19 protein-coding genes are annotated in these 19,257 nt (G+C 32.1%); 7 read left to right on the plus strand and 12 right to left on the minus strand.

Annotated elements, in window-relative coordinates:
* The 3 genes from HA149_RS07445 to plsY are packed head-to-tail and all read left to right on the plus strand — an operon-like array spanning window position 1 to window position 2,050.
* Window positions 1–405 (plus strand): DUF3119 family protein, encoded by a 405-nt coding sequence (locus HA149_RS07445; RefSeq protein ID WP_209114479.1) that lies wholly within the window; start codon window positions 1–3, stop codon window positions 403–405.
* Between the two features lie 35 nt (window positions 406–440).
* The gene (locus tag HA149_RS07450) at window positions 441–1,451 is read left to right on the plus strand and encodes a DUF3086 domain-containing protein (protein WP_209114481.1); all 1,011 of its coding nucleotides are present in this window, start codon (window positions 441–443) and stop codon (window positions 1,449–1,451) included.
* A gap of 5 nt (window positions 1,452–1,456) precedes the next feature.
* Window positions 1,457–2,050 carry a glycerol-3-phosphate 1-O-acyltransferase PlsY gene (plsY, locus tag HA149_RS07455; RefSeq protein WP_209114483.1) on the plus strand — a complete coding sequence of 198 codons (594 nt, stop codon included), beginning with the start codon at window positions 1,457–1,459 and terminating at the stop codon, window positions 2,048–2,050.
* Here the strand turns inward: plsY and pyrF are convergent.
* The 4 genes from pyrF to HA149_RS07475 form a co-directional block, all read right to left on the minus strand.
* Complete coding sequence (gene pyrF, locus HA149_RS07460; RefSeq protein WP_209114485.1) at window positions 2,034–2,762, minus strand: orotidine-5'-phosphate decarboxylase; 729 nt, start codon at window positions 2,760–2,762, stop codon at window positions 2,034–2,036. The two genes, plsY and pyrF, sit on opposite strands and share 17 nt — an antisense overlap.
* Before the next feature lie 6 nt (window positions 2,763–2,768).
* Window positions 2,769–4,007 (minus strand): tyrosine--tRNA ligase, encoded by a 1,239-nt coding sequence (gene tyrS / locus HA149_RS07465; RefSeq protein ID WP_209114487.1) that lies wholly within the window; start codon window positions 4,005–4,007, stop codon window positions 2,769–2,771.
* 19 nt (window positions 4,008–4,026) lie between these two features.
* Window positions 4,027–4,350, minus strand: coding sequence for a DUF1825 family protein (locus HA149_RS07470; RefSeq protein WP_002807348.1), 324 nt, complete (start codon window positions 4,348–4,350; stop codon window positions 4,027–4,029).
* Between the two features lie 259 nt (window positions 4,351–4,609).
* Entirely contained in the window at window positions 4,610–5,020 is a 411-nt protein-coding gene (locus HA149_RS07475) for a hypothetical protein (RefSeq protein ID WP_209114489.1), read from the minus strand.
* A 189-nt stretch (window positions 5,021–5,209) separates the two neighbouring features.
* On the opposite strand from HA149_RS07475, the gene HA149_RS07480 reads away from it, so the two are divergent.
* Both HA149_RS07480 and HA149_RS07485 read left to right on the plus strand, forming a co-directional pair.
* Complete coding sequence (locus HA149_RS07480) at window positions 5,210–5,821, plus strand: hypothetical protein (protein WP_209114492.1); 612 nt, start codon at window positions 5,210–5,212, stop codon at window positions 5,819–5,821.
* A gap of 24 nt (window positions 5,822–5,845) precedes the next feature.
* Complete coding sequence (locus HA149_RS07485) at window positions 5,846–7,318, plus strand: leucyl aminopeptidase (RefSeq protein ID WP_209114494.1); 1,473 nt, start codon at window positions 5,846–5,848, stop codon at window positions 7,316–7,318.
* Window positions 7,319–7,329: 11 nt separating this feature from the next.
* Here the strand turns inward: HA149_RS07485 and msrA are convergent, their stop codons facing one another.
* The 7 genes from msrA to purC are packed head-to-tail and all read right to left on the minus strand — an operon-like array spanning window position 7,330 to window position 14,186.
* Window positions 7,330–7,932 carry a peptide-methionine (S)-S-oxide reductase MsrA gene (gene msrA, locus HA149_RS07490; protein ID WP_209114497.1) on the minus strand — a complete coding sequence of 201 codons (603 nt, stop codon included), beginning with the start codon at window positions 7,930–7,932 and terminating at the stop codon, window positions 7,330–7,332.
* A gap of 12 nt (window positions 7,933–7,944) precedes the next feature.
* On the minus strand, window positions 7,945–9,123 hold the full coding sequence (lpxB, locus tag HA149_RS07495) for a lipid-A-disaccharide synthase (protein WP_209114500.1): 1,179 nt from the start codon (window positions 9,121–9,123) through the stop codon (window positions 7,945–7,947).
* Complete coding sequence (gene lpxA, locus HA149_RS07500) at window positions 9,120–9,962, minus strand: acyl-ACP--UDP-N-acetylglucosamine O-acyltransferase (RefSeq protein WP_209114503.1); 843 nt, start codon at window positions 9,960–9,962, stop codon at window positions 9,120–9,122. The genes lpxB and lpxA overlap by 4 nt, the downstream gene beginning before the upstream one ends.
* A gap of 4 nt (window positions 9,963–9,966) precedes the next feature.
* Entirely contained in the window at window positions 9,967–10,425 is a 459-nt protein-coding gene (fabZ, locus tag HA149_RS07505; protein WP_209114506.1) for a 3-hydroxyacyl-ACP dehydratase FabZ, read from the minus strand.
* A gap of 17 nt (window positions 10,426–10,442) precedes the next feature.
* Complete coding sequence (gene lpxC / locus HA149_RS07510; protein WP_209114510.1) at window positions 10,443–11,279, minus strand: UDP-3-O-acyl-N-acetylglucosamine deacetylase; 837 nt, start codon at window positions 11,277–11,279, stop codon at window positions 10,443–10,445.
* Entirely contained in the window at window positions 11,280–13,412 is a 2,133-nt protein-coding gene (locus tag HA149_RS07515; RefSeq protein ID WP_209114512.1) for a BamA/TamA family outer membrane protein, read from the minus strand.
* A 45-nt stretch (window positions 13,413–13,457) separates the two neighbouring features.
* On the minus strand, window positions 13,458–14,186 hold the full coding sequence (purC, locus tag HA149_RS07520; protein ID WP_209114514.1) for a phosphoribosylaminoimidazolesuccinocarboxamide synthase: 729 nt from the start codon (window positions 14,184–14,186) through the stop codon (window positions 13,458–13,460).
* Window positions 14,187–14,319: 133 nt separating this feature from the next.
* Here purC and purD point away from each other — a divergent pair, with 133 nt between their 5' ends.
* Window positions 14,320–15,651, plus strand: coding sequence for a phosphoribosylamine--glycine ligase (gene purD, locus HA149_RS07525; RefSeq protein WP_209114516.1), 1,332 nt, complete (start codon window positions 14,320–14,322; stop codon window positions 15,649–15,651).
* A gap of 4 nt (window positions 15,652–15,655) precedes the next feature.
* Window positions 15,656–17,722 carry a HAMP domain-containing sensor histidine kinase gene (locus HA149_RS07530; protein ID WP_209114518.1) on the plus strand — a complete coding sequence of 689 codons (2,067 nt, stop codon included), beginning with the start codon at window positions 15,656–15,658 and terminating at the stop codon, window positions 17,720–17,722.
* On the opposite strand, the gene kaiC is transcribed toward HA149_RS07530, so the two are convergent.
* Window positions 17,719–19,248, minus strand: a complete 1,530-nt coding sequence (kaiC, locus tag HA149_RS07535; protein ID WP_209114521.1) for a circadian clock protein KaiC — start codon at window positions 19,246–19,248, stop codon at window positions 17,719–17,721. The genes HA149_RS07530 and kaiC overlap by 4 nt on opposite strands.
* Window positions 19,249–19,257 lie beyond the last annotated feature (9 nt).

A 19,257-nucleotide genomic window follows, 5' to 3' on the forward strand; every position in this document is an offset into this window, starting at 1 on the left:
ATGTTTAATACTAAATCAAAAAAAGAGGACCCAGTAATAATATCTCCTTCATTTCAGTTGCCAATCATTCTAATAGTTTTAAGTTTTATGCTTTTGTTTTTGAATATTGGTTCTTTGCCAACAATAGTTTTTGCTTCTTTTAGCTTTTTTTTATTACTGCAGTCATTCACCTTAAGAATAAAAATAACAAATGATGATTTTATCGTTTTACAATTAGGGAAAGAGATAAGAACTTTTCCATTCAAGAACTGGATATCATGGAAATTCTTTTTCCCTATAATCCCAGGTATTTTTTATTTTAGAGAAAAGTCCAGTCCTCATTTATTACCAATTTTATTTAATCCAAAGCAACTAAAAGATGAGCTCATAAAAAAAGTTGACTCCCTGGAAATTAAAAATTCTTAAAATTCAGACTTTGCCTAATTATCAAAATTATTTAAATGACCAATACAGAAATTTCCGACAATAATCCTGAAAAGGAATTAATTATAGATAAGTCAATTTCAGATGATAAAACCAAACAAATTAGTAATAGAAATACAATGCAAAATAAAAAAATTACACCAAAAAAAGACAAATCAAATAAATCTTTTGATGAAATCTCTAATGAAATTTTTAGAGATCTAGTTATAAAAAAAGACTCTTTAGTAAAAGAAATAAAAGAGTTAGAAACAAAAAAAAATGAAATAGAAAAAGATATTGAGTCAAATTTTAAAGGACAGTCAGATAATATTGCTAAAAGAGTTAAAGGCTTTCAAGAGTACTTAACTGGAGCTTTGCAGAATCTTTCACAAAACGTAGAAAAACTTGAATTAGTTTCTCAACCAATAATCGTAAAGCCTTCTCCCCTTGATGAGAAAAAACAAAACAATATCACAAATAATGTAGTTAATGTTCCTGCTCTTTCTGAAACATTTAAGCCAGATCAAGAGATTATAAAAAGTTGCTTTTCAAGTTTCATAGAACAACCTGACTTTTATGCAGAATCTTGGAAATTAAGAAGGAGTCTTGATTCATCAGATATAGAAATTATGGATGATTGGTTCTTCAACATGGGCGGAAGAGGTTCTCTAGAAAGTAGAGGATCTCGACAAAAAAATGCCTTGTTATCAGCGGGGTTAATATCTATTCTTGGCGAATTATATGGAGATCAGTTTCAGACTCTTATTTTAGCTTCACAGCCTGAACGACTAGGTGAATGGAGAAGGATTCTTCAAGATTCACTTGGTCTCACAAGGGATGACTTTGGACCTAATAGTGGGATTGTTCTTTTTGAAAGGCCTGAAGGTGTCATCGAAAGAGCTGATAGATTAGAAGCCAATGAAGAATTGCCATTTATTATCATTGATGCCGCAGAAACCTCTGTTGAAATTCCAATACTTCAATTCCCATTATGGGTTGCATTTGCTGGTTCAGATAATGAAATTTACGATGATCTTGAACTAAACTAACCTTTATGAATATCTTAATAATTTTTACAAGTTATCTTTTAGGATCACTTCCAACAGGTTTTTTAATTGGAAAATATCTCAAAAATATAGATCTAAGAACTAAAGGTTCTGGATCTACAGGTGCCACAAATGTCTTAAGAAATGTTGGGAAATGGCCAGCACTTTTTGTATTTATCATTGACGTTGGGAAAGGCCTTATTGCAGTAAAAATTGCTCAATATTACACAAATCAAGGATTAATAGAGGTAATAGCAGGGATATCCGCTATTTCAGGACATATTTGGCCAATATGGCTTAGAGGTAAAGGAGGGAAAGCTGTTGCGACTGGATTAGGTATGTTTTTAGCTCTTTCTTGGAAAGTTGGACTCGCATCTCTTGGCATTTTTTTAATAGTCCTAACAAACACTAAATATGTTTCTTTGTCCAGTATTTCAGCTGCAATCTTACTTCCTTTTTTTATGTTTTTTTACCTAGGTAAATTAATTCACTCATACTTTTTTATAAGTTTAATTGTGGCATTATTGGTAATCTGGAAACATAGAACAAACATAACAAGACTAATTAAGGGAGAAGAATCGAAAATTAATCAGAATCAATAGATTTAAAAATTTCTATAAGAGCTTTATTAGGATCTATAGCTTTTGATATTGATCTGCCAATGACTAACTTAGAAGCGCCATTATCTATAGCTTCATGGGCAGTCATAATTCTATTTTGATCATCTTTATTGTCAATATTTAATCTGATACCTGGTGTAATAAGTTCAAAATTATCCTTATAAATAGATCTCAACATTTTTACCTCCCAAGGGGAACAAACACATCCATCTAATCCGGCATCAAAAGACAACTTTGCAAGTCTCAATACATTTTCTTCAATTGAATTATTTCTATCAAGATCAGTTTGAAAATCTTTAAGAGAAAAGCTTGTTAAAACAGTAATTCCTACAACAGATGGAGGTTTTACACTAACTGAGTTAGCCCCTTCTAAAGATGCTTTTTTCGAATCCTTAAGAGCTTTTAGACCTGCTGAAGCATGAATAGAAATTATATCAATCCCTAATTTTGAAACTTGGAAACATGCTGCACGCATGGTATTTGGAATATCATGAAATTTTAAGTCTAAAAAAATTTTTTTATTTAAACCTTTTAATATTTCAATAACTCTTGGACCTTCTCTAACAAAAAGCTCTAAACCAACTTTTACCCACTTAATATTAGGACATTTTTCCAGAAGTAATTTTGCTTGAATTAAATCTAATCCATCAATTGCCAATATTATTTTATCTTCTGAATTAAATCTGTTATTCATCAATATTCAGTTTTCAAACCTCTTAATTATTTTTTTTCCAATTTGCAAAATTTTTCCTTCCAAATCATTTTTTGAATTAAAGACTAAATCAGGATTTATTACTTTCTGACTATCAATTTTTACACCCCCACCTTTAATAGATCTTTTGGATTCGCTGCTAGATTTGAAAAGTTTTAGAGCACTTAACAGATAAAAAAACTTTACTGGGAAAACTACTTCTTTTAAAGAAATCTCTGGTATTTCTCCAACTTTTTCTTTATGTCCAAGGAATAATTTTTCGCAGTTTGATTGCGCATTCAATGCTTCTTCAGCCCCATGGAATAAAGTAGTAACTTCTAAAGCCATTCTTCTCTGTAATTTACGAGGATTTGCGTTTTCAAGAAAACTTAAATCTAATTCAGTAAGTAATTCAAAATAGGTAGGTATTATATTATCGGGTACTTTTTCTAATTTTGAATACATTGAAAGAGGATCTTCAGTCAAGCCGACTGTGTTAAATTCAGATTTACTCATCTTCTTAATTCCATCTAAACCGGTCAAAATTGGTAGCAAAACACCAAATTGAGGGTCTTGTTTAAAATGCCTTTGAAGATCTCTTCCTATTGCAATATTAAATTTCTGATCTGTACCTCCAAGCTCAATATCTGATTGAACAACTACTGAATCGTAACCTTGTAATAGTGGATATAAGAATTCATGCAAAGCAATTGGAACTTGCGAAGTGTACCTTTTATTAAATTCCTCCTTAGCTAGCATTTGACTAACTGTTGCACTCCCCATTAATTCAATTATCGAATTGAGATTTAATCCTTTTAACCATTCACTGTTATATCTAATTTCTATTCTATCTTTTGAATCAAAATCTAAAATAGATTCGTTAGCTGGCTTTCCCATCCCTAGTTGGGTTAAGTATGTTTTTGCATTATCCTTAACTTGTTTTTCCGATAACTGAACTCTTGTTTTGTTTTTTCCGGTTGGGTCCCCAATTTGAGCAGTAAAATCTCCAATGATTAAAACTGCGATATGTCCATTATCTTGGAATGCCCTAAGTTTTTTAAACAATATGCTGTGACCAAGATGAATATCTGTTCCAGTTGGATCGATCCCGAGTTTAACCCTTAATTTTCTATTATTTTTTTTCGCATGATCTATTATCTCCGAAAAGGTTTGATCTGTTCCCTTAATTGGAAAATATTCTTCTATTCCTCTTGAGAGCCATGATGGCAATATTAAATTATCTGACATGAAGCTTTAACATTTAAATTTAAGAAGTTTTATCAAGTTCATCCTTCATTCTTATTAAAGTTTTATTCATTTGATCGAACATTTGATCAGGAGTAATCCCAAATTGACTTAACTGTGTCTTTAATTGTTCTACTGTCATTTTTGCTTGAAAATCTTCAGACAATTCAAATCTCTTCATAAAAACCTTATAACGATCCATAAGAGATTCCATTTTTTTTATAAACATTTTTTTCCCTTCTCTATCAAATTTTCCATAATCAGAACCAAGTTTCATAAGTTCTTGGTAATCTGTAAAAAGCTTTTTAGCTTCTTCTTGAACGATGTCTGACTCGAAGAATCCCATGATTATAATCCTCCGTCTAATCTCTGAGAACTATTATTATAACTGACTTGATGATTTTGCATCATTGAATAATAAAGTTGGTGCGGTACAACTTTTCTTGTTTTTCAGTTCCTGATACCAAAGGATTTGAAGTGAAGTTGCACTCATGTTGTCCTAAACTAATATATTTTACCAATAATTGAAAGGTAGAAAATACTACCTAAATTTTTTAAACACAAAGATTTATCTAAATTAATTTCTGAATTAGATTTTAGTTTTTTTATCTTCTAATTCCAAGAATTTCTTTTCTAACTAAGGAGTTGCAATTATAATTATCAGGATTTGTATCACTCTTGCATGAATATTTAACAAATTGATCCCCTTCAATTTTGTGTATTTCTATGCTCGGACTACCAGATAAAGGTATATATTTTATTTCTTTATTAACATTTCCTGTACTATAGACACTCCAATTATATTGCAAACGTGGGTTCCAATATTCAATAAATACACCAGCAGTGACACAAAATCTGCTGGGGAATTCTTTAGACCCACCTTTGAATTGCGCATTTTCAGAAGTACATTTAAATTTTTGTTGTTGTTTATATTGATCTTCTATACCACTAAATACTTCTTCAGAAAAATTAAATAATAATAATAAAAATATTATTTTATTTAATCTCAATCTCATTTTAATTCTTTAATTTTATCTGACTCAAAAAATCCCATTTCTATTTTTTTACTTCGCAAGATTAAGGCTCAATTACAAGATAACAAGAATCTTTTAAATTGATTAGAACATTAATAAATTTTAGTTTATAAATAATTCTTTGATTTATATTTTTTCAGAATTAAATTTAGTAGAGATGTTTCATAAATATTGGAAAAATTTAACGTAAATAATATTTCAAACCAAAATAGACAATTTGAATTATTTGGTTCGAATGTAAATACATCAATTAATTTTCAACACTCAAATAATCTAAAAATCAAAGGTGCAATCCTAACTGAATGGAGAAATAGAATATATAATCACCAATTCAAAATTTCAAAAGATAATCACAATAAATCTTTGCACCAAACAAGTCTTCCTATAAATAAAATTTCCAATGAAATAAAAATTGATCCATTTTCCCTGCAGCCATTATCTTTAAACTTTTGGAGAACCAACCAATATATACATAATGGTCCAGCAATGTATTTTGTAATTGACTCGATGGAGAGTTCTAAAATAATACTTTATATAGGAGAAACAAATTTAGCAAATAAAAGATGGAAGGGAGAACATGACTGTAAAAATTACCTCATGAACTATAAAGAAGCCCTAGCTCATAACAAACTCTCAAGTCACCAAGATATTCGTTTCTTCTTAGATGTACCTAAAGAAGTAAAATTAAGACGTAAATTAGAACAGCAACTGATATATTTATGGTTACCACCTTTCAATAAAGAAACTCGAGATAGGTGGGCAACTACTTTCACAAACAACTAAAAGTTAATTAAATCCATTTTAAAAATGCAATTTTCCACATTCCAAAAAAATCTAGATAACTGGCATGGTGCTTCATTAATTTTTGGAGTTTTAGAGGAAGAAATTGCAAGCCAACTTGAAAACATAAAATTTGTTATTGACCCAAAATTATTACTAAAAAAAGTTACTCAAAAACAATTTAAAGGAGAAAAAGGAAAAACTTTAAGCTTTGAATTTTTAGATCAAAAATTAGAAACTTTAATCTTAGTTGGTCTTGGCAAATCAAAAGACCTAAATAAAAGTGATATAGAAAATTCTATAGGAAATCTAGTTAGGAAAACTGTTGATAAAATTGAAAAAATCAGCATCTTGCTACCTTGGGAATTAATAAATTCACAACTAGAAATAAATCAATTAGCAGAGTCAGCCAGATTATCTGCCTATAAGGACAATAGATTCAATAAGAAAAAAGATGAAAAGAAAATTCTTAAAGAAATAGAGTTTTTGAATTTAAAGGAATTTGAGAATATTAGCTTTGGAGAGACCGCACAAATATGTGAAGGTGTAGAACTAGCTAGAAGACTTGTAGCCGCCCCTCCCAATAGTCTTACGCCTCAGGAAATGTCTATACAAGCTTCGCAAATAGCTAAAGATCATGGTTTGGAAGTAAAAATTTTAGAGGCAAAAGATTGTGAAGATTTAGGAATGGGTGCATATTTAGCTGTAGCAAAAGGTTCTGATCTAGATCCTAAATTTATACATCTTACTTTAAAGTCAGAGGGACCTATAAAAGAAAAGATTGCGCTTGTTGGGAAGGGTTTAACCTTTGATTCTGGAGGATACAATTTGAAAGTAGGAGCCTCTCAAATTGAAATGATGAAATATGATATGGGCGGCAGTGCTGCGGTTTTAGGAGCAGCAAAAGCACTTGGAGCAATAAAACCAAAGGGATTAGAAATTCATTTTATTGTGGCATCTTGCGAAAACATGATAAATGGATCTGCAGTACATCCTGGAGATGTAGTTAAGGCATCTAATAATAAGACAATTGAAATAAATAACACTGATGCAGAAGGTAGACTCACATTAGCTGATGCTTTAACTTACGCATCAAATTTAAAACCAGATTCAATAATTGATCTCGCAACTTTAACAGGAGCTATTGTCGTTGCATTAGGGAATGATGTAGCTGGATTCTGGAGCAATGATGATGATCTAGCAAATGACCTAAAAGCTGCATCAGCCCAAGCTGGAGAGGAATTATGGCAAATGCCTTTACAAAAATCTTATAAAGAAGGGTTAAAGTCTCATATAGCTGACATGAAAAATACAGGTCCTAGAGCAGGTGGGTCAATAACTGCTGCTTTGTTTTTAGAGGAATTCTTTGATAAAGAGATTAAATGGGCTCATATTGATATTGCTGGGACTTGTTGGACTGACAAGAATAAGGGAATTAACCCATCAGGTGCAACCGGTTTTGGAGTTAAAACTCTTGTTCAATGGATTAAAAATAAATAACTATATTTAAATCATTCATTCCAATGATTTGTTGATCTAGCGTTATCACCCCATAATTTATCCAACCTCTGATCTCTCCCACATGAGAATCTATAGAACTTATATTTTAATTCATTTCTCTCAGCAAAATCCTGATGATATTCTTCAGCCAACCAAAATTGACCTTTTGATTTTAGTTCTACAGATATTTTTTCTAATGGCACATGCAATTCATTTGAGGCGGAAACAATTGCATTTATGGAATCACTTTCCTCAGTTGTATCTTTGAAAAAGATCACTGGCCTATATGAATCTCCACGATCACAAAATTGACCCTTGCCGTCCAGAGGATCAATATTTCTGAAATAGAGCTTAAGTATCTCGGGTAAAGTTACCAATTGGGAATCATAGTCAACCAAAACCACTTCCTGATGTCCTTCATGATTTTCGTATGTAGGATTTTGCAAATCTCCACCTGAGTACCCACTTTGCACAAAATTCACCCCCTTTAATGACTCTAAATCATGCTCTAAACACCAAAAACAACCTCCTGCAAGAATCAACTCCTCTGCAAAAGTGTTTAGAGGGTTAATAAATATTGAAATAGCAATTATTAGAGGTAAAAAATATTTCATTTTTTTTAAAGTTCAAATAATAGAATTAATAATCTCTTTTGCAGCTCTCTGGACTACGCCCTCTTCACCTAATTCTTTTTTTAAAAAAGCATAACCTTTTTTTATTTTTATTTTTTCTGACTTTCCCTCAAGAATCCTACAAGATTTGTAGAAGATTTTCTTTTCATTAAACTCTCTCTGTATAAACTCAGGGATTATTAATTTATTAACTAACAAATTTACAGGGGAAATAAATCTTACTTTGAAATTGAGAATTTTTTTAGCAATAAAAGCTGTTATCCTACTTACTCTGTAACCAACAATCTGGGGGACTCCATATAAAGCTAATTCCATATTAACTGTCCCAGATTTACAAAAAGCAATTTTAGTGAGTGAATAAATATAAGGCTTTAATTTTGCACTATCTTTTTGAGAAATCACAAGTCCTTTAACTTGATATTTGCTTAAGCCTTTTTTAAATATTTCATCAAAAGCATCGCGACAGGAAGGTATATAGACAACTAAACTTGGATATTTTTGTTGTAATTTTTTTGCCGCTCTCATAAAAGTAGGTAATATGTATCGTAATTCTTGAGGTCTTGATGCGGGCATCAAAAGTAAGATGTTTTGATCAGAGCGTAGGTTCAAAATAGTTCTAGCATCTTTCTTTAGAGGAAGTTTTTTTGTCGAATCAATCATTGGATGTCCAACCCAAAAAACATTTCCGCCTCTCTTTTTGTAAAAAGCTGCTTCTCTCTTGAAAATCGCAAAAATTTTATCAGAGAATTTTATTAGATTTGTCGTAGTATTATTGCCAACCCTCCAAGCCCACTCTTGAGGAGCAATATAGTAAAAAATAGGAATTTTAGTCTTCGATCTTTTTAATTTAGTTCCAATTTTTATATTGGGTCCCATATAGTCAATCAAAATTAAGCAATCTGGAGGATATTTTTTTAGTAATTTAAAGAACCTTTTTTGAATTCTTATTGTTGGAAGAATAAGAGGTAAAGCCTCCCAAATCCCTATTGCACTTATTGATGTGGTATCTTGAAGAATTTTTACACCTTCTTTCTTCATCATTTCCCCACCTAATCCGCAAATTTCTAAATCTATGGATTCTTTTTCAGCTTCCTCTAATAATGCTTTTGATAACAAACTTCCGTGCAAATCACCAGAGACTTCTCCAGTGCTTATAAATATCTTTTTATTCATAAATTCACTATAGGCATTGGTCCCCGCCTTTCTTTAGATATTGACTCTTTTAAAAAATTACATAATTTTGAAGATGAAATATCTAATTCTCCTGTCATTACTTTTTCTAATGAATTTGAAATCGAATCATTAGATTTAAAAAGTAGATTCCAAGTACTTTGAAGTAATTTTAAGTCAAAATTTTTATTTTCCATTAAACCACTTCTCTTAATCCCAATCCTATTCAAACCTCTCAATCTTCCTGGATGCCCTTCGGCCAAACAAAAAGGAGGTACATCTCTATCTACTCTAGTCATTCCTCCAATCATTGCTAAATATCCAATATGTACAAATTGATGGATACCTAAACAACCACCAATAATAGCTTTATCTTCAATCTTTACATGGCCCGCAACTTGGACACTATTTGATAAAACTATCCTATTCCCAAGTTCACAATTATGGCCAATGTGAGTGTAAGCCATCAACAAATTATTATTACCAATAATAGTTTTTTCGCCTTCATCAGTTGCTTTATTAATAGTTACACATTCTCTGAAAGTATTATCGTCGCCAATAATAACTTCAGTAGGAGCCCCTTTATATTTTAGATCCTGGGGATCAAGACCTATAAAAACACTTGGGAAAACCTTGTTGTTTACACCAATTTGAGTTCTACCTGAAATAACAGCATTCGGTCCTATTTCGGTTCCCTTCCCAATTGTCACATCAGGACCTACAAAAGCCCCTTGAGAAATAATTACGCCATCATGTAATTCTGCACTTGGATCAACAAAAGCATTTGGGTGAACTTTTACACCACTAAAGCTTGAGTTTAATTCAGTATTTTTATTATCCATATCCCTAATCAACTAATGAAAACATTAACTCTCCAGCACAAACTAACTTCCCATCAACACGTGCCTCACCTTTAACCTTACCGAATCTTTGTCTTTTAATGGACAATAACTCACAAGAAATTATCAATTGATCTCCTGGCACAACTGGTTTTCTAAACTTTACATTATTGATTCCAGCAAAGACGAAAAGTCCTTTAGGAAGATCGGGCATTTGCGTTACAATTATGCCACCAACTTGAGCCATTGATTCAACAATGAGAACCCCAGGCATCAAAGGCCTCTCAGGAAAGTGTCCCTGAAATTGAGGTTCATTTATAGTTACATTTTTTACTGCAACAGCTCTCTCCCCAGGAATATGCTCTATGACTTTGTCCACAAGAGCAAAAGGATATCTGTGAGGTAACAAACCTAGTATGTGCTCAGAGGAAAGTTGATTATTTTCACTGGATAATTTCTTTTCCAAAACAAATAAAGATAAATTTAATTTTTTAGCGATTGGGCCAATAAAGCATTTAAAGAATGTGATCCTTTATAAACTAAAATTTGAGCCTTAGGTAACCCTACCAAAGCCAAGTCCCCAATTAGGTCTAAAATTTTATGTCTTATTGGTTCATTATCAAATCTTAATGGTGGATTAACCCATTTATCACCATCACAAACAAGTGCATTTTCCAAACTTCCGCCTTTTATTAATCCTAGTTCACTTAACTCTTGAAATTGATCTTTAAACCCAAATGTTCTTGCAGGAGCAATCATTTCAACAAAACTTTTTGGATTTAAATCAATCACAAAAGTTTGATTTCCGATTGCTTTATAGGAAAAACTTATAGTCGATATTATGGTAGTTCTTTCACAAGGCGTTGCTGCTATAACTGAGCCTTCTTTATTTAAAATTATTGATTTATTTATCTCTCGAAAGAAATTATCAGGTCTAGGTGCTTTTTTTATCCCAACTTTTTCAAAATCTCTAACCCACTGGATTGACGATCCATCTAAAAGAGGAATCTCTTTCCCATCAACTTGAATATGTATAAAACTTAACCCACACCCTGCCATCGAAGATAATAAATGTTCGATAGTATACAAATTTCTCCCCCCTAATTTAACAGCCGTACAAAGCATCGTACTTCCAATTAAATCTTGAGTTAACTTAAAAATCTCATTAGGTTTGTCCTTAAAAGAGACATAATATCCTTCTTTGTCATAAGGAGAAATAGTAACTTTTGTTTTTTCACCACTGTGTAGACCTATACCCTCTCTGGAGATATTACCAGCCAAGGTATAGCAAGAATCATAATTAGCAGGCCAAGAAAACACTTAAAACTTCCATCCAACTCCAAGTGTATATCTCCAATCTCCACTTAGGTCCTTGCTAGCAACATCTAATCTTAATGGACCTATTGGTGTTTTAACCCCAACTCCTCCTCCAAGGGAATAACCAGAACCTGATTTCTGCAATAATTTTCCTGGTTTTCCAGGAACTTCCTTTTGAGAGCCTAGATCAGTTCCTGCATCGACGAATAAAGCTCCTGATATCATTCTCCAAACAGGAAATCTATACTCTGCTGTGCCCTCAACAAAACTTTTACTTACAGCCAAATCACAAGATCCCCAACCTCTAACAGATGATGTTCCTCCCATACAAAATGCTTCGTAAGGAGGCAATTCCCCAATAATAGTTCCCGCCTTAAATTGAAATCCAATAGCTTGAGGACAGTCTTCACTTGTAGCATCGCTAGACTTGCATGCCTTAGTTAAATTTATTAATTTTGTTGGTATAAAAAAAGCATATGAGGCCTTCATTCTATTAAAAGTTGGAGAGTTTTTCCCCATTGAAACAAATTGTTCGGTACCAAAGCTAAATTTATTTCCTGAAGTTGGGTTGATGGAATTGTTCAAATTATTTCTAGAAGTACTCGCGATAAAACTCACTAGTGTATTTTCTACAGGGCATGAACCATCATTTGGAGTAAATCCAATACAGATAATATCATTGTCATTTGCTGTTGTTGGAGTCCTATCACCATAAGGTTTTTTGAGCCCATCACCATCAATCATCTTTACTTTCTTAAAATTCATTCCTGCAAGAACTCTCCACTTAGCAACCTTAAAAGGATCTCCACCATTTAATGGTCTTGAGAAGGAAAATCCACCTCCTGTTTTTTCTAAAACTATTGATGAAAAAGTATCAGAGCTTGTAGCACTAGTATCATCTACTGCATATATGCTACCATTATTTTCACTTTTAAATTCTTGTGGATAATCTCTACTTAAAAAAATATTTGTTCTAAAAGATGTTTTATGTTTATCTCCTTTAATCCATGGATCAGATAATGAAAAATTATAAGTAGTTGAATATTCTCCGAAATTAAGATTTAAATTTGTAGACCATGCTCTTCCTAGTGCATTTGTTTCCTGCAAACCAATTGAGGCGAAGATACCTGAACTATTGCTATAACCTAGTCCACCCGTTAATGATCCTGTTCTTTGCTCGCTCAAATCTAAAAAAATTATAACTTGACCAGGATTTAAATTGTCAGGACCAAGAGAAACCTTTACATCATCAAATAATGATGTGGCATAAAGTCTACCGATATCAGCTTCTAAAATTTTCCGATTAAATATTGAACCAGGTTGTGTTTTTAATTCTCTCTTTATAACCCAGTCTTTTGTTTTCCCTTTCCTAGGTTTTCCATCAATAACAAATTCACCATCAGAATCTGGGAATCTTATTTTTACGTCAGATATGATGCCTTCAGAAACTTTTAATGTTACTACTCCGTCATTAGATATTCTATCGGGGCCATTAATTCTAACTAAAGAATAACCCTCTTTTTCATAACGTTTTTTAATTACATCAATCTTATTTTGAAATTCATTTAAGTTAAGAGTTGTTCCATAATAATTATTAAAAATATCATCTACGTATTCATTAGATATTACAGAGTTTTTGGGTTTAATTTCAACTTTCTTCAAAATTGGATTAGGCACTACATTTACTATTAGCCTCACCCCTAGTGGCCCTTCTTGAGACTTTATTTTAACTCCTGAAAACCAACCACTAGCATATATTGCATTTAGGTCTCGATTTAAAATTCGATTATCAACAATACTTCCAGGCTTTATGGTCATAGAGTCATAAGCAGCCAATTCAAGTTTTCTACCCTCAGGATGATTTTCCCAACCTTCGATAATTATTTCTGAGATAAGAACACTTTCTTCATTAATATTATTATTATTTTCTGCAAGAATTAATTTCTTCTCTTTTTTTAAAACAATCCTTTGGGATAAATCAATATTAATTTTTGGTATTTCTAAGGTTGTTTTTGATTGATCAACGTCATTTGGCAAATACTTTGCAGCAAGTTCTGAATTATTTGATATCAAAATCAAGGGTGAACAGGCAACATTTGTGAAAACCTTTCCAAATTTTAAAAAATGTTTTTGCATAGTAATTTTGATCAAGATAAATAAGACATTATTTATTCAATTAGATTAATGAAAATCATTTATTCTCCTGTGAATTTCACTATAAGCTTCAATTAGACCACCTAAATCATTCCTAAATCTATCTTTATCTAGGCTTACAATTGTATCATTTTTTTGATTTAGATCCCACAATCTACAATTATCAGGACTTATTTCATCCCCGAGAAGAATGTTATTCCTATAATCATAACCAAATTCCAACTTGAAATCCACAAGTTGCAGTTTAATATCTTTAAAAAAACTTTTCAGGATTTCATTAATTTTTAAAGTTAAAGTTATTATTAACTCTAAATCATGAGAGCTTAATATATTCATTAATTCAATTCTATCTTTTGTAATAAGGGGATCATTAAGTTCATCATTCTTTAGATAAATATCAATTAATGGTTTCGACAGGAAAGTTCCAGGTTTAATAGTAGTTTGTTTACATAAAGAACCATAAGCAATATTTCTTAAAACAATTTCTAATGGAATTACGTTTATTTTTTTTGCAATCATTGTATTTTCATTTTCAAGATCAATAAAATGAGTAGGGATATTCTTCTTAATAAGAATCTCAAAAATTTTTGCACTTATTAAGCAATTAAGTTTGCCTTTGCCTTCAAATTTTTCTTTTTTTAACGCATTAAAAGCTGTAGCATCATCTTTAAATTCAATTTTTACTTTATGTACATCATCATGAGAAAATATTTTTTTTGCTTTGCCTTCATAAATCAATTCATATTTATTGTTCATTAATTTAAAACCTCTTTATAATTCCTAAAGTACTTTTTGTAATTAACATGATTATTAAAGATCAACTTCAAATGATTTTATTTTATTTTAACTGATTATTCATCGAAACCTCATAACCTTAAAAAACAAATATATGGGAATTCATTCACCAAGTTCCAGGAGCTTTATTAGATTAGAAAACGTCTTAATAATCGGAAATGGCGGGCGAGAAAACTCTTTGGCTTGGGCTATTCAAAAAAATGAATTAGTTAAGAAAGTTTATTTAATGCCTGGTAACGCTGGATCAGAAAGAATAAATAAATGCGAAAGAATAAAAATTGATATAGATAATAAAAATGAACTAATCCAAAAACTTCATTCCTTTAAGATAGATTTAGTTGTAATTGGACCAGAGATACCTCTAGCAAGTGGATTAGCTGATTTTCTTCGAGAAAAAGATTTTAAAGTATTTGGTCCTAATAAAGATGGAGCAAAATTAGAGTTTAGCAAATCTTGGGCAAAGGAATTTATGCAAGATGCAAATATTCCAACTGCAAACTTTTGGAAAGTCAATTCTCTTGAAGAAGCTAAAAAAATTATCAACGCATCACCGTTTCCACTGGTGGTAAAAGCTGATGGTCTAGCTTCAGGTAAGGGTGTTTTTATTCCTAATTCAAAAAATGAATGCTTTAAAGCCGCAGAGTTAATTTTCAATGGTAAATTTGGTAAATCTGGGGATGTAGTTGTTTTAGAAGAAAAAATTCAAGGGCCAGAAGTTTCAGTTTTTGCTTTATGCGATGGGAAGAGATACACATTACTTCCAACCGCCCAAGATCACAAAAGACTTAATGAAAAAGATAAAGGTCCAAATACAGGAGGTATGGGAGCTTATTCTCCTGCCCCATTATTAACAAAAGATTACCTTGATAGAATTATCGTCGAGATAATTGAACCTACAATAAATGAATTAAATAAAAGAAATATTGACTATAGAGGAGTAATTTACTTTGGGTTAATGATCACAGAATCAGGGCCCAAAGTTATAGAATATAATTGCAGATTTGGTGATCCAGAATGCCAAACAATAATGCCATTAATGGATCAAAATTTTGTATTTCTTTTAGAAAAATGCTCAATGGGAACTTTAACTGGTGATGAAAAAATTAATAATTCTGATAAGGTTAGTGGTTGCGTAATAGCTACCTCCAAAGGTTATCCTCACGAATATAAAGTTGGCTTTCAAATAAATATAGGTAATATTGACTCAAATGATTGCCAAATTTTCGACTCAGGTACTTCTTTAAGCGAAAATGGGAAATTATTAACTGATGGAGGAAGAGTCTTAAGTATTGTCTGTCAAGATAAAGATTTCGATATGGTTTTTGAAAAAGCATACAAAAATTTAAAAAAAATTCATTTTGAGGGTATTTATTTTAGAAATGATATAGGTCATCAAGTCAGAAAAAACTTTTCTAAGAAAAATTAAGCTTATGGTGGATACCAATAATCGAGGAAGTAGAAAACATAACATCACTGACGATGAAGATATGAATAATAACTATTGGATTAATGGACTTCTCGCATGGTGGAGTGGGTTCAGTTTAAGAACAAAGTTGTTAGCTATAGCCACTCTTGTCGTAAGCCTACTAATGACAGGAATAACTTTTTTTGCACTAAATAGTATTCAAAGAGATGCAGGAATGAACGATACAAGATATGCACGAGATCTTGGCTTATTGTTATCTGGGAATGTTACAGAATTAGTCGCTAATAACCAAAAGAAAGAAATTTCAAATGTAGCTGAAAAGTTTTGGAGATCAAGTCGAAACCTGCGTTATATATTCTTTACTGATGATGAAGATATTGTTCAACTTGGAATACCGATCAGTGCAACACCAACAAGCTCAGACAGTCAGTTTCAGCTCACTAGAAGACTAAAACTACCCTCAGAATTAAAGAAGAGGCCACAATTCCCATTAGTCAGGCAGCATGCGACACCTCAAGGTCAAGTAACAGATGTATTTGTCCCGATGTTATGGAAAGGCAAATATCTTGGAACTTTAGCTTTGGGAGTCACCCCTAATAAAAAAGCACTAGCCAGTGCTGCCTTAACTAGAGAAGTAACCATTGCAGTATTTATCTCTATTTGGGTTTTGGTAATACTTGGAGCTGTATTTAATGCACTTACTATTACAAGACCCGTCAGAGAGTTAGTAAGAGGTGTTAGAGAAATTTCGAGAGGAAATTTCAAATCCAGAATTTCTTTACCCATGACAGGAGATCTAGGAGAACTCTTAAATGGATTTAACCGAATGGCCACACAGCTAGAAAATTATGACGAAGCTAATATAGAAGAACTAAAAGCGGCGCAAATCAAGCAGCAATCCCTAATAGCTACCATGGCCGATGGTGCCATATTATTGGACTCACAAGGCAAGATTGTACTTACTAATCCAACAGCGAAGAGACTATTTCGTTGGGAAGGGAGATCCTTAGAGGGTAAAGATTTTTTAAATGAAATTCCCGAAATTTTATCTAACGACTTACATACGAATATTGAATGTATCTTAAACAGGGAAAAGGAAAAGGACGATTTAAGATTCAGTTTAGGAGAACCAGCAAGAACCTTGAGAATTGTCTTGCAATCAGTTTTAGACACAAACAAAGTTGAATTAAAAGGAATTGCAGTGACAATCCAAGATTTAACTAGAGAAGTTGAACTTAACGCGGCACAAAATAGATTTATTAGCAATGTTTCGCACGAATTAAGGACACCACTTTTTAATATCAAAAGTTATGTAGAGACTTTACATGATTTAAAAGATCAGCTTTCTGATGAAGAACAAATAGAATTTTTGGGAATTGCAAATTCAGAGACTGATAGATTAACAAGACTTGTAAATGATGTTTTAGATTTATCAAGATTGGAGTCTGGGAAAATTATTCAACTAGAGCAAATGGATATAAAACCTGCAATAGAACAAACTCTGAGAAATTATAGACTTAATGCTACAGAAAAAAATGTTTCATTAGCTCATGATATAGAGGAAACTATTCCCCTAATTCTTGGAAATTTTGATTTACTTCTACAGGTTTTTGATAATTTGCTTGGTAATGGATTGAAATTTAGTCCGAAAAACAGCTCCCTAATTATAAGAGCTTATACTTGGCCAGATTCCTGCCCTGCTTTTCCTCCAATTATTAAAAATGATGCAGCCCCTCAATGCGAATTGGTTTCACCACTTCCAAAAGTAAGAATTGAGATTGCTGATACTGGATCAGGAATATCTCAATCTGATCAAGAAAAGATATTTGATCGTTTTTATAGAGTAGAGAATTCGGTTCATACTGAGCAAGGTACCGGTTTAGGTTTATCTATAGTGAGAGGAATAATTGAAAAACATGGTGGGGAAATTCGTATGGCTAGTGAATTAGGAGTAGGAACAACTTTCTGGTTTGACTTAGCCTTAGCACAATCAGATAAAGATGAATTATTGACAAAATCTATTAATAATTCAGATGCGTTTTCAGGTTCTGAAATTGGAGAAGTTATCTAATTATTTTCTAATCCTTTAAAAACATTTTGAACATTTTGATCAGGTACAACTCTGTGAGGGGCACCACTAAATATTTGTTCAAAATTTGAAAAAGAATCTTTTATTTCTGGTCCACTATTCGTAATAATAAATTCTCTTATTCGTTTATCATGCCATGATCCCCGCATTTTAAAAACATTTAAAGCTCGCGCCATCTCACCTTTTATTTCTACATATTGAAGCAACAATATCGTGTCTGTAATTGTTGAAATATGAGAATCAGTTATAGAGTGGCTTCCCATAAATTCTTCTGCCGTATTGGTAAAAAAGCCTGCTATCTCTTCTTGCTTTGTATAACCAGTAACTGCAATTACAAACTGTCTAAATGCATTCAAACTTACGCCTCTGGCTAATGCAGATAAAGAATCAATTGCCATTCTTTTTGGTTTAAACTGATTAATTTGCGTTTTTATAATTTGTAAGTGATCTTCTAAACCAGTTGATTCAGGATATGCACAAATAATTTTCAATAACCCATCACTTTCCATTTTTTCAAAATCTATACCCCAACTAGTCGCATTCCTAAGCAACTGAGCCCTAGATTCTTCATATGCAAAAAGTATTGCTCTTTCATTATTGTTATAAGCATCTTCAACAAATTTTGATACAAGCATTGTTTTGCCTGTACCAGTAGCTCCAGTAGCGAGAATTATGGAATCTTGAAAATATCCTCCACCACACATATCATCGAGATCTTTAACTCCAGAGCTAATCCTAATATTTGATGATCTCTGCGTTAATCTCATTGCTCCTAGAGCAAAGACGCTTATTCCATCCATTCCCATAGTAAATGGATATTCACCTTTCATATGTACAGTACCTCTTAACTTCAGAACTTCTAGAGTTCTTCTTCTCTTCTCTGACTCAAGAACATTTCTTAATAAGACAACATTATCAGATACAAATTCTTCTACACCATATCTAGCAATTGGTCCGTAATCATCCACTCTTTCAGTAGTCATAACAGTTGTCACACCTATTTCTTTTAATCTTGCTATCAATCTAAATATTTCCCTTCTAACAACGTAAATAGCATCATACTGTTGAAAGACAGCAGTTATTGAATCTATTGCAACTCTTTTAGCTTTATATTTTCTAATTGCATAACTAATTCTCTCAATAAGACCGGACAAGTCAAAGTTCCCCGCCACATCCTGACCATCAGGATCAGGAGATGCGTCCAAAATAAAAAGTTTATTTTGATCAATTAATTCTTGTAAATCCCAACCAAAACTTGCAGCATTTCTAATAATATCTAAAGGTGATTCCTCAAATGTTATGAAGATTCCAGGCTCATCAAAATTACAAACTCCATGGTGTAAATATTGAAGAGAAAAAACAGTTTTACCAGTTCCTGAGGTACCACTAACGAGTGTGCTTCGAGATACAGGCAATCCACCCCGACAAACATCATCAAAACCTTCAATTCCAGTTGGTAATTTTTGTACTTGCATTTTATTTGATTTGCCAAATTTCTTATCATTCATAGTTTTGTG

Origin of the sequence: Prochlorococcus marinus XMU1406 (genome assembly GCF_017696055.1) — a bacterium.
GTDB lineage: Bacteria > Cyanobacteriota > Cyanobacteriia > PCC-6307 > Cyanobiaceae > Prochlorococcus_A > Prochlorococcus_A marinus_W.

Excerpts from the sequence above, each read along its gene's own strand:
- purC (WP_209114514.1), bottom strand. The coding sequence starts at position 14,186 with ATGAACAATAAATATGAATTGATTTATGAAGGCAAAGCAAAAAAAATA.
- HA149_RS07450 (WP_209114481.1), top strand. The coding sequence starts at position 441 with ATGACCAATACAGAAATTTCCGACAATAATCCTGAAAAGGAATTAATT.
- HA149_RS07515 (WP_209114512.1), bottom strand. The coding sequence starts at position 13,412 with ATGCAAAAACATTTTTTAAAATTTGGAAAGGTTTTCACAAATGTTGCC.
- lpxB (WP_209114500.1), bottom strand. The coding sequence starts at position 9,123 with ATGAATAAAAAGATATTTATAAGCACTGGAGAAGTCTCTGGTGATTTG.
- tyrS (WP_209114487.1), bottom strand. The coding sequence starts at position 4,007 with ATGTCAGATAATTTAATATTGCCATCATGGCTCTCAAGAGGAATAGAA.
- pyrF (WP_209114485.1), bottom strand. The coding sequence starts at position 2,762 with ATGAATAACAGATTTAATTCAGAAGATAAAATAATATTGGCAATTGAT.
- lpxA (WP_209114503.1), bottom strand. The coding sequence starts at position 9,962 with ATGGATAATAAAAATACTGAATTAAACTCAAGCTTTAGTGGTGTAAAA.
- HA149_RS07530 (WP_209114518.1), top strand. The coding sequence starts at position 15,656 with ATGGTGGATACCAATAATCGAGGAAGTAGAAAACATAACATCACTGAC.
- HA149_RS07445 (WP_209114479.1), top strand. The coding sequence starts at position 1 with ATGTTTAATACTAAATCAAAAAAAGAGGACCCAGTAATAATATCTCCT.
- msrA (WP_209114497.1), bottom strand. The coding sequence starts at position 7,932 with ATGAAATATTTTTTACCTCTAATAATTGCTATTTCAATATTTATTAAC.
- purD (WP_209114516.1), top strand. The coding sequence starts at position 14,320 with ATGGGAATTCATTCACCAAGTTCCAGGAGCTTTATTAGATTAGAAAAC.
- HA149_RS07485 (WP_209114494.1), top strand. The coding sequence starts at position 5,846 with ATGCAATTTTCCACATTCCAAAAAAATCTAGATAACTGGCATGGTGCT.
- kaiC (WP_209114521.1), bottom strand. The coding sequence starts at position 19,248 with ATGAATGATAAGAAATTTGGCAAATCAAATAAAATGCAAGTACAAAAA.
- plsY (WP_209114483.1), top strand. The coding sequence starts at position 1,457 with ATGAATATCTTAATAATTTTTACAAGTTATCTTTTAGGATCACTTCCA.
- HA149_RS07470 (WP_002807348.1), bottom strand. The coding sequence starts at position 4,350 with ATGGGATTCTTCGAGTCAGACATCGTTCAAGAAGAAGCTAAAAAGCTT.
- HA149_RS07475 (WP_209114489.1), bottom strand. The coding sequence starts at position 5,020 with ATGAGATTGAGATTAAATAAAATAATATTTTTATTATTATTATTTAAT.